Consider the following 11,474-nt stretch of genomic DNA (forward strand, 5'->3'; position numbering starts at 1 on the left):
TTCAGTGGGGCAAAGATAGAAACTTATACTACACCCTGCAACTTTATTTAACATAAATTTTACCGTTTCGTAATATTTAACCCTAAACTACTGAAACAAAGGAGCAAAAATTTTAAACATTTGTTTGGAAGGGAAGGAAAGTTGGAGAATGGTAGAGTTTGAGAGTTGGAGAGGGTTGTAAGGGTACGGGATACGAGATGCGGGGTGTGAGTCAGAGGGTGAGATGTGGGGTTTTAGGGTTTAGAATGATCAAAATAAGATATACATAATTATTATATAGAATAGCTTTTTAAAAGTTTTGGCTTCGCTATAGTCTTTATAATCATTATTATTCTATATCCCCAGATAGCATTGTCACTCCGTAGGAGTCTGGATAAAACTCTTCCGTAAAATTAAAATAGCAGAAATATAATTCACCTTAATTAAAATGCTTCGACTCAGCTTAGCATGACACTGCTAATACTAACTGCTAAAAAAAACCTTAAACATTATCCTGTCAGCTTACTTCCTTTAAAGGCTGTTTGGATTCCTGCGGAATGACACAATGGGAACAGAGGTTTATACTCACTAGCCTCCTTCCATAAAAATCAGGAAGGTGAAAATTCAACACCAATGTTCCTTTTCTACATAGAAACCTGAAACCCGAAAATCAATACCCCGAACAACTGTATCCTTCTACCCCGAAACTCATCATTCATCATTTATCATTTATCATTCATAATTTATAATTCATCATTCGTCTTCCTAGCCCTGATAGGAATGGTTACCCCGCAGCTTAGATTGGAGAGTTGGAGGGTTTGAGTGTAGGAAAGTATCGGCGCGAGGAGTATGAATGGATAGCAGGAATTAGCTCCTAATTAAGTTTGAGAGTTTGAAGGTGTAAAAGTTTGAGAAAACTTTAATGTTATTGTGTAGAAGGAAAAGTTTGGGAAGGAAGACCCTCCTTTTTTAAGAGTGGAATTAAAAAAAGCGTTTGATTACTATCTTATATATATAGTATCCAAATAGACATCCGATAGTATCTGCTACAATATCTAATGTTTCCATTGATCTGCCTAATCCCATTTCTTCCTGGAGAATTTCGGTAAGAAAAGCATAGATAAGGATGATCTGAAAAAAGTATGAGAATTTTATTTTAGGAAATGTAGCAATGAAAGAGAAACCCAAGGCTGCGAATATGCTTAGATGTAAAATTTTATCAATCCCGCTGAACATGAACCAATATTCATGATTCTCTTCTCCGGGCTTGAGAAGCATATAAGTAAGAAATGCCCAATAAATGGGCAATATCTTACTAAATATTTTTGAAATCTTATCCAATGATAGCTTTGTAATCATCTGCAGAAAGTAACTCAGACTGATCTGCCCCATCAGCAATTTCCAATTTGATAATCCATCCGTCTCCATAAGGATCTGTATTTAACAGTTCAGGCTGAGATTCTAATTCTGAATTGAACTCAATAACCTTTCCAGCAATAGGTAAGAATAGATCTGAAACAGTCTTTACCGCTTCTACACTTCCGAAAACATCTCCTCCATTAAGATCATCATCTACAGTATCGATGTCTACGTATACGATGTCTCCAAGTTCTCCCTGAGCGAAGTCTGTAATACCGATTGTAGCAACGTTACCCTCGATCTTGATCCATTCGTGATCTTTGGTGTACTTTAATTCTGATGGTGTGTTCATTTTTTAATTTTTATTTTGTACAAATGTATTCAAAAATATAGTAGCTTCAAATATTGGATATAAAAAAAGTCCTTCAAAACTGAAGGACTTTTAAGTTTGTATCATTTTTAGAACCCACCTCCGGATTCACCAAATGTAAATGTGGCAGAAATACCTGCTCTTACTGTAGACAGTGGGAATGCTGTAGAGATCTTGTACTTTGAGGTCATCTGTTCATAGAATACTCTCAGGTTCAGATTCTCGGAAACATTATAGTCTGCGGAAAGTTTGATGTTCATCAGTCTTTGTCCTCCTGTTACCTGTGCATCATTCAGCAGAATATTCATAATGGAAGTCTTGCTGTCTCTTAATGAAATATCTCCTCTGATGTTAAGGTCGCTTCCTTTTCCTCTTGTTCCTCTACCTCTGATGTTGGCTGTTCCCAATCTGAAGTTTCTGACAATATATCCAAGTCTTACTACATATTCTGTATTAGCATCTTCGGTAAGAGTCTGGTTGACTAATCCCAGTACCATCATTCTTGTTCTGTTGTATTGTATCCCGAACTGCATATTGTTTCTCATTGTAACATCTACCCCGATAAGTGGTGAGAAAGATTCTACGTATCCAACCTGTGCGAATGTATATGGGTTAATCTTGTCTCCATCATTCTTTTTCACATTACCAGCATCATCCACCGTTTGATAATATCCATTTGGGTTACCATGATAATCAACATTGCTTTGGATACCTGTTGCTGTATAGGTCGCTGTATAACCATGTAAGATATCAAACTTTGTGAACTGTCCACTGATTATAGGGATATTTTTTAATCCCGAGTACGTAATTCTCCAGTTTGGTAACGGGAATCCTGTTTTCTTAGGACTACCCATAGGAGCCACTGATTTTCCTTCCATAGCTGCTTTAAAGGCAGGAATCAATACATAGGCATTTCCAATGCTGTAATGCTTCGCAAATCCATTGTTATCCAATACCGCTCCCGGGCCACCCAACTGTTGTGAAAGTGCTCTTGCATTTTCTCTGATCGCCTGGTAAACTGCCTGCCCATCTTTAAATGATGTATTAAGAAGTACTGCAGAGTTGGAATACGTTATCATTTCGCTGGCAAATGTAAAGTCAGGATCTGCAACGCCATTATTTGTATAATTAAATCCTGTATGTGAAAAATTACTATTGTAATTGTGCAACACATTAAGATCAATTCTTAAATCATTCATTGGCATCATCTGTAAGTCTGCTCTCAATTCTTTGGTAGACATTCTTACATATGGATCTGTCATATAGTTGGAGTCGCTCACCCATCCGTTTTCCATTACTGTTCTTCTGATGTCAGCCTGTGATCCAAAAAGGAATCCTAGTGTTGGACCACCCAATGTCTGTCCGTATCCATAAAAGTTTGGAGCTGATATTAGACCTGGAAGTACTGTTCCATTCGTTTCGTTATAGCTTACGTTTAACTGTTTGAAAGAAGTAAGGAAGAATGCTGCACTTTGAAGTGGAGTAAGTTTATTTTTAAACTTATACTTTTTGTATCTGTATCTGTTTTTCTCCCATTGCTTTGTATACACATTGTTTAGAGAATCCATCTCCTGTCTGCGTTTTTGCAGTTTTGCGTTGATGTTTTTAAAGTAATTAAACTGTCCAAAGAACTTAGGTAAATCCGCTGAAGCTGTTGCCTGGATAACATTGGTATTCTGTCCTACGGATCCCAAACTTGCAGTCTGGTTTGTATTAGGATCTACAAATCCAGTCAAAGAAGTAGATCTTGCCGCCCAATTATAGGTAAATCCGTATCCAACTTCTGCATCAATGAAATCCAGGTAAGGCAGATACTGGAATGGCAGTTTATAATTCAACTGCGCTCTGTGGTTATACAATACCGGCCTTCCTGCTCTGAATACATTTCCGAAGATCGATTTATTATCCATTGAATTTACATCCAGATTATCATTAAGAGTTCTGGTTGCTGAATTGATTTCCAGTTTTAATGATTTTGTGAAATTGAATCCTAACCCATACTGCCATCCAAAGAAGAAGTTTCTGTTTCTGATCGCATCAAAGTCACTATTCATATTTCCGTTCAGGATCGCTTCAACATTTCTGAATTCAAGTTCGTTGTAATTTCTGTCGATTTCAGTTCTGAAAGATATTCTTGTAGGAATCGGATTAAAGTTGAATTCTTTAACCCATCTTAAATATTTCGTAGACTTTGCAGTATCACTGATCATTTTATTGAAAGGCTTGACTACCCACGGCTTAAACGTATAGTTATAATCAACATATCCTCTCAGATACTGTCTGTAATTTCTCTTGGTATAAATATCTCTGAAATAGTCATCGTTATAAACCGCCGTTACCGAAACGTTTTCGATATCATAAAACTTAGGCTTTTTATTCGGATTTACTCTTTCCTTATGCATATTCACAACTCCTATACTTCTTTGCTGAGTATAGGTTCTCGCTACTTTTTTCAATTGCTCCCTGTTTGGCGCCTTACTGAATTCTACGTCGGTATCCAGAGGATTGTATTTCGGATCTTCAATAGTCTGTGAGTAAGAATAGTTTAAAGGAATCTTCACCCCTGTTTTTTCAGGAAGGAATTTATCTACATTGATCGCCGTATTAATACTAAACGCTGATTGAGTAGACTGAGTTCTTTCCGCAGGTTTTGAATCTATATTTCCGAAACCGACAGATGTATAAGAAGCATTGGCGTTAACTGTTGCCAAATCTCCCATATTAAAGTTCAAACTGGCATTTCCTGCATATCCTCCATCATTCTCAATTTCAGAAAGTCGGATTTCATTTACCCAAAGAACCCTTGTTATAGTGGATGCATCTCTTGGATCCGAATTTCTTACCCCAATCATAATTGTAGTAATATTTCCTAAACTAGGTCTACCTTTGATATAAATATTTTTAAAAGGTTGCTGATATCCCGGGTCAACCGTTCTATTGGTGATAACAACACCTGATTTGTCTCTTCTGATTTTAGCATCTACAAAGTTCTGAACATCAAAATCGACCTCATTTTCCATTGGCCAGATTTCCATAGGAGCTGTAGCTGTAGTAGGAGTCAAGTTTAATGACGATTCATACTCGTAATAGTTATCAGTAGCATCACTTCCGAAACGGATAAAGAATTTAGTTTTCTCATCCATTCCTATTACTCTGTTCAATGGATCATGAGCGTGTACAAATAACTTAAGCTTTTTGTACCTTCTCATATCCAAAGTCGTGTTTTTGAAAACTCCTCTTGCCTCAGTTTTAAGGTTTGTTACTTTCATGTAAAGTGAAGCTTCATTCTGTCTTTGCGCCCCTGCATTTCCACTTAATACCTGTCTGTCAATTCCCGGTGGCAATACATATGGAGGTTGGTTCAATGCATTTTCTTCAATGTTTACACTTCCTACTTCAAAATTTGGATCTGTCACAGAACCTACTCCTTCGTCAGAACCAGGAACATCATTACTGGCAATTTTACTATCATACTTTCTCCAGTCTGATCTTACAAGATCCATTGTTCCGAATCTTAGAGTAGAGGTCTGATCAAATCCAGCCAACATTAATCTTGCAAACCTTACATTGTTCAATACAGATGGATCTGCAGTACCTTCAGCTAGATCATAATTCGCCACAGGAATTCTGAACAAGTACCATTTTACATCTGCAGATTGCCCGTTCTGGAAACTTGCTTTTACTGTTTTTACATCTACAATATTATTTGATCCAAGTGATAAACTTGGCTGGTCAAGCTTAATCACATACTGATTATAGTTTTCAGTCTGATCAAGGTTGTAATCTTTATTGATATCTTCGGCATCCGGGGTTTGTGAAGCCACATTCAGAGAATTTGCTTCTGAGTTTCCTTCCGGGTTTCTGAAATACTTGTATCGTTCCACCACTGAAGCAGCCTGGCTTCCTGTAAATTTATCTGAAAGATAGAATACGAAGTCATCCACTGCAGGGTCAGCAATATTGGTAACCGGATTTACAAAAGTATTCCCGAATCTCATCGCTTCCTGATCAGAAGTAAGACCATCATATCCGGCATCCTGTACTTTTCTGTCTTCTCCTTCCGTAGAGAATGCATAGAGAATTGGGGGTTGTTTTGGCTGTATTCCCCAGTTTGAATTCGTGGTAGAAGATGGTGTACCCGGAGTTGGCAATCCGTTTTCATACTGCATTTTCCCATCCTTCAATACATCTTCAGAAACGTTTCCTAAGTGAAGTAATAATTTTGGATCAGTACCCAGTGTTTTACCATCTGCGTATGGGTCCATCATCCAGAATTCCACATATTCAATGTTTGAAGTAACAAAGTTTGGAACGCTGATTGACCTCATGATCCCTGCCCATCTGCTTTGTGCCTGTTCTGTTACTGGGTTTACGTTGTATGGCCCCTTTTCTTTAGGGAAATAAGAGATATCGAAAGTATTGGTGAAAGTTTGTTCACCTGCTACAAAATCTCTGTTGTTATAAATCTCAGAATATTGTACTCTTCTGGAAGCGTGGTTGGATACAGACTGCGGTGTAATTCCTGCAGGTGCTTTACCTCCAACACCCCAGAATCTAGGGTCGATATTATACCATGTTAATAGTCCTCTTCCATATCCACTTGTTATATCGTCATTTCCTGGTACTGTATTAAATGGCGGCAATTTATTTTTTTCCGGTTTTGAAGCTAAGCTCCATGCTGCCGGTTCTTTTAATGATATTTTGGAAGTTGTCTGTTCAAAATCGTCAATGTATGACTGATTATTTGTTCCCTTATTTAATCCAGGCATCAGATACGCAGCTTCCATCTTGAAGTTCAAGTTGGATGGCGCTTCAGTTTTTACCATCGGAAGTTTATTGGTAAGCCTTGTCAGATAAGGAGCCTGATTGTTGTACATCAAGTTGATCCCTGCCATGGTATTGTTTACCGCTTCCTGTCCGAAGTTTACTTTTTGGGTAAGCGGCGACTCTGAATAGTTGATCACCGTTCCTCCTAAAATAAAGTTCTCACTGAATCTTCTTTCTAAATTTAATCCTAAGAATCTTTTTCTTTGGGTATTAAATGTCAATTGGTTTTCCAGTGAAATATTGATAGCCTGTCCGGACTGTTTTACATTTTCATTGATAATGGTAACGGTCCCCAGCATATAATCTACCGTATAGTCTACCCCTTCTGTAAGCTGTACTCCGTTTGCCGCCACTTTTACTGATCCTTGAGGTACATTTACTGCGCCTAAAGATATACCCTGCCCCTGAACACCTTTATAACGGCCTTCCATTGTATACCTCTGTGCAAGATTACTGGAGAGAGCCTGTTGTTTTTGCTTGGTATAAAGATCCTGGAAAACGTATTGAGGATCAAATGTTCCTCCTAAAACCTTTTGCATATAGCTACCAAAAGGCTGTACTTTGGTAAAGATTATTCTTCCGGTTTCCGGTCTGATGGTAATTCCGTTGACAAAGTCAAAAATACCATCTCCTTTGCTTCCGTCTTTATTATTCTGGATATCTCCGTTCATGTTAAGACGATCCCAGTTAAATAATTTCAGTAAGTTCTGATCTTTTACAGGAGTATCCGGAAGGTAATTTACTTTACCTCCTGTTTTCGGGTCTCTATAGTAGGCATTAAGTATAAACCCGTCCTGTGCTACCTGTCCTGCATCTATCGAATAGATATTCTTCATCATCAGGTCCCACATCGGAGATTGAGTGTTCACTTTATTGTTTACTCTCAATACTTTAGTAACCAATACAGGACTTTCTTCAGAAAATTCCCCTACTTTGTATACTTTGTTACTTCCGTTAACGGTGTAGGAATATGAAACTGCTAAAAGCTGTTGGTCATTAAGCTTTTGGTTTAATGAGATATATCCTAATTGCGGCTGAAAAGTAAATTCATTAGCATTCAGCTTTCTGGCTTTTGTATTGTATATGAATTGTTCTCCATTATCATATGGAGTTGGATCTGTACCAATTACTTGTCCCTGGAAAATAGTACCATAGTTTTTCCCGGCTTCTCTGGTTCCGGCTACTGTTGATACAGCATCATATAATCCGTTCAGAGAGTTATCCGGTAAAGTAGCTCCTCCTGCCGCTTCCCCCAAATCTCTGATCCCGATAATACTTTTCTGATAAGCCAGGTTACTGTTCCCTTGATCCAATACCCATACCTCTAATCTGGTAATATTAATGGTTGAATTGATCTGTGGATAGTTAAGTAACGCATCATCATACTTGTTCAGGAAATAGTGTCCTAAAAAGTAGTGCTGGTTTTCTTCATAGTCAATAGCGTTGACTTTAAAGTTATTCATAACACCACCACCCTGTACTACAATATTACGGGCCTCCCCTTGTTGTTGTGAAAGGACAACGGTTCCAAAAGTTTTTCCAAGCTGGAATTCTGTTTTCACCCCAAACAGTGATTGTGAACCACGGATCAGACTGGTTGAAAGCGGCATATTTACATTACCAAATTCAACTCTTTTGATGATTTTATCTTCTCCTCCTTCGTTAGGCTTATCTACATTTCCAAGGCCTTTGCTCTGAAGATCTTTCCAGCTTCCTTTTGCCTGCCAAACGAGATTCATTCGGTTTTCAAAGGCAAAACCACTCTGAGTATCATAATTAGCTTTCAGCTGAAGGTTTTCTCCTACTTTACCCAATAGTCCCAACTGAATTCTCTGATCAATATCAAAAGTAAAACTGGTCCTGTTTTGTGGCAGGATCATCGGGTTGTCTATTTTCTGGTAAAGTCCGGCAAAATCCAGAGATGCATATCCTGAAGGAATGATTTCAATTTTATTACCTCCGAAAATCGTTTCAAAGAGCCTGTTATTAATCAACAATGAAGGGATAAGTCCCTTCTTCCTTGCATCTGATCTGTCTTTTCTGAAAAGGAGATTGTATTTATCAGATTTCTCCTTGTAGTAGGCTTTAGTCTGGGTAGCGAGCATATATTCTTTATACTCTTCCGGAGACATGGCTGTAGGAGGGCCTGTGATGGTATTTCCGATTTTGGGATACACATAGTACATCCCGGTTTTTATATCGTAATAGGCTTCATACCTCGTAGGGTCTGCCACTTCGTATTTTTTTCTTATGATCGCCGTATCTTTCTGTACCTGCGCAAAAGCACTGACAGACATACACAGGAACGACAGGAACAAAAATATGTTAAGATGCTTAATATTCGCCACCAAATGTTAAATGTTTTTTAAGATTTGTTTAACCAATTCTTCTACCGAGATGCTTGGATTTTGTTTTATAATTTTATCCGCAATCTTCTCGCTCGCTCGTTTAGGAATCCCTAAAACTTCTAATGCAGATAACGATTCTTCCTTAATTTTATTATCCACTATCATAGAAATATTCGCGTTCGGATCACTGTATTTCTGTACTTTATCTTTAAGATCTACGATAATTCTTTCAGCAGTTTTTGCACCAATTCCTTTTGCTTTTTGAATCAATGCACTGTTTCCGGAAAGGATTGCAGAAGCGATCTCATCAAGGCTCAACGTAGACAGCAGAATCAATGCTGAAACAGCCCCTACTCCGTTAACGCTTATTAACAGATTAAACATTTCTTTTTCTGAACGTGTGTTAAATCCGAAGAGAAGATGGGCGTCTTCACGGATGATCTGTTGGATAAATAAAAAAGTCGGCTGATTCAAAACCAGCGTCTGTGAGGTCATCAAACTGATTCCCACGTAGTAACCAACACCTTGTACATTGATGACAGCGTAGGTAGGCGTAAGTTCTTGAACGTTGCCTTGTAAAGAAAATATCATTATTAATTTTTAAAACTCCCAAATATAGCAATTTAAACTAATTAATGTTTTCATTTAACGTGCGAATGATTTTTAACTTAAATTTTGACTCAATATTCAATCTTTTAATTATAAAGGTAAAAGATTTTAAAAATCAGAAGTTTTGCATTCTATAGTTTGGGAATTGATCTCAATTTTAACTATTTTTTCTTTTTCTTACCACCATATTTCAAGCTGAAGACCAAATGATATTCCATTATTTTTCTTTAGAAGCCTTGTATTAAAATCTGAGCCCCCAATCAGCCCGCTAAAATTTTGAGACCAATGGGCATAGGTTATAAAAGGTCTTAAAACAGGTCTTGAGTAATAGCCATAATCCCAGGAAATCTGAGGTGAAAATGTAATTTTCTGCAGACTGCCTTCTATTCCTGATCTATTATTTTTCATATAATCATTTCCTGCCTCCAGAGCCAGATTAAAATGTTTATCAAGGTAATACAGGTATCGAAATCCTATACTAAACCAGTTTCTTGAAATATTATTCAATAGTATGTTACTTCCATCTGTATTTTTCACACCTAAGTTTCTGTATTGATAAGTGAGAGCTACCTGTATGGCATGTTTCCTTTTATCGTCATAAACAAAGTTATTGATAACATCAAACGAACTGGAATTATCAAGCTGATAAATTGATGTACCATCTATGTTTTCAGGCATTGTTTTTCCGGTATATGCACTTTCTGTAATTGAACTTCCCTTCCTAAATATTACAGTTGAAGTATGAGTAATGTTCTTCTTAGAATACGTCCACCAACCACCAAGTGAATATCCTGAAGATTTGGGTGTTACTTTTATATTATTACGATTTTTAAAACTAAACTGACCCAGAAAATTAAGTTTAGAATATTCTGAAAGTGGTAGGTCAAGATACCTGAAATCGGTCACATATGAATGGGCATCATTATTCCCATATTTAAATCTCATCAAAGCAAGATTCAGATTACCGGAATTTTTAACCTGATAATTCTCTATTCCAATTCCCAACTGGGAGTTTTGCCCAGAGTTAAGCCAAAAATAATCCAGCATTTCTACGTTTCTGCGATCATAATATCTTTTACCCACCCATAGATTAGCATTTTTAATGACTTTATTTATTTTTCCATATAGCTGTGCCGTTTCCGGAAATTGCTTATAATCATTACTCCCGTAGGGAATAAATTTTGACATCATGTAAGAGACTTCATAGAGATTGACAGAGTCTCTATTTTTATACCTGTAATTAAACTGAAGTTCACCATAGTGATTAGCCTCATTGCCCAATCTGAACTTATGTATACTCTCCGGGGCATTAAAATTTACCATCTGTCCTCCACCGGACCATCCAATGCCCGTTCTCAGATAACCATTCACTGAAAGTTCATGAGAATGCAAATTGATTTTTTGTGACTTAAACAAGACTCCTGTTATAGCAAACAAAGAGAATCCGATCTTTGTAAATATATTGTTTTTCAATAGTTTTATTTCTAAAAGAATCAACTAAAAAACAATACAAATCCTTAACAGATATTTACCTGTTATTGATGAAAGAATAAAATATTACTGCAGTTTTTTATTTAAAGACTTTTCCTTTTGTTCTATCCTTCATTTTATCATAAGGAGGCAAACAATAAGCTTATGGAGTTAATGTCTATATATTTGAATATTTTTTCATGCATTTGTATTTCTGTGTTCTAGTATATCTTGTGTTTTTACAGTGTCTAAGATATCAAATAATCCTATTGACATTAAAAAAAACAACACTATTACATTAAAAACACAACACTATTGTAAATTTTACACCTTTATTCATAAATCTTAAATAACAACTAAAAAAACAACGTATAAAAAGTAAAAAGATAAAGCGCTATTTCTTTAGAAAATAGCACAAAAACAATCTAAAAGACTTGTTTTTTACCAGCAAGTAATAAAAAAGCCAGATGAAAATATTCATCTGGCTGTGATCCAGTCCTTAGACCGTTATA

General features: G+C 36.7%; 5 protein-coding genes. All 5 read right to left on the reverse strand.

The features are described 5' to 3' along the window. Positions 1–960: 960 nt before the first annotated feature. The gene (locus ACLMCG_RS21445; protein ID WP_413961198.1) at positions 961–1,257 is read right to left on the reverse strand and encodes a VanZ family protein; all 297 of its coding nucleotides are present in this window, start codon (positions 1,255–1,257) and stop codon (positions 961–963) included. A gap of 55 nt (positions 1,258–1,312) precedes the next feature. Further along, a complete protein-coding gene (gene gcvH, locus ACLMCG_RS21450) occupies positions 1,313–1,690 on the reverse strand; it encodes a glycine cleavage system protein GcvH (protein ID WP_047383072.1) in 378 nt (125 codons plus the stop codon). A gap of 107 nt (positions 1,691–1,797) precedes the next feature. Beyond that, entirely contained in the window at positions 1,798–8,832 is a 7,035-nt protein-coding gene (gene sprA, locus ACLMCG_RS21455) for a cell surface protein SprA (RefSeq protein ID WP_413961271.1), read from the reverse strand. 57 nt (positions 8,833–8,889) lie between these two features. Next, positions 8,890–9,474 (reverse strand): Holliday junction branch migration protein RuvA, encoded by a 585-nt coding sequence (ruvA, locus tag ACLMCG_RS21460; protein WP_413961199.1) that lies wholly within the window; start codon positions 9,472–9,474, stop codon positions 8,890–8,892. Positions 9,475–9,669: 195 nt separating this feature from the next. Beyond that, complete coding sequence (locus ACLMCG_RS21465; RefSeq protein ID WP_413961200.1) at positions 9,670–10,965, reverse strand: carbohydrate porin; 1,296 nt, start codon at positions 10,963–10,965, stop codon at positions 9,670–9,672. Positions 10,966–11,474 lie beyond the last annotated feature (509 nt).

Origin of the sequence: Chryseobacterium sp. S90 (genome assembly GCF_047444895.1) — a bacterium.
Lineage (GTDB): Bacteria > Bacteroidota > Bacteroidia > Flavobacteriales > Weeksellaceae > Chryseobacterium.

Excerpts from the sequence above, each read along its gene's own strand:
- ruvA (WP_413961199.1), bottom strand. The coding sequence starts at position 9,474 with ATGATATTTTCTTTACAAGGCAACGTTCAAGAACTTACGCCTACCTAC.
- ACLMCG_RS21445 (WP_413961198.1), bottom strand. The coding sequence starts at position 1,257 with ATGCTTCTCAAGCCCGGAGAAGAGAATCATGAATATTGGTTCATGTTC.
- gcvH (WP_047383072.1), bottom strand. The coding sequence starts at position 1,690 with ATGAACACACCATCAGAATTAAAGTACACCAAAGATCACGAATGGATC.
- sprA (WP_413961271.1), bottom strand. The coding sequence starts at position 8,832 with ATGTCTGTCAGTGCTTTTGCGCAGGTACAGAAAGATACGGCGATCATA.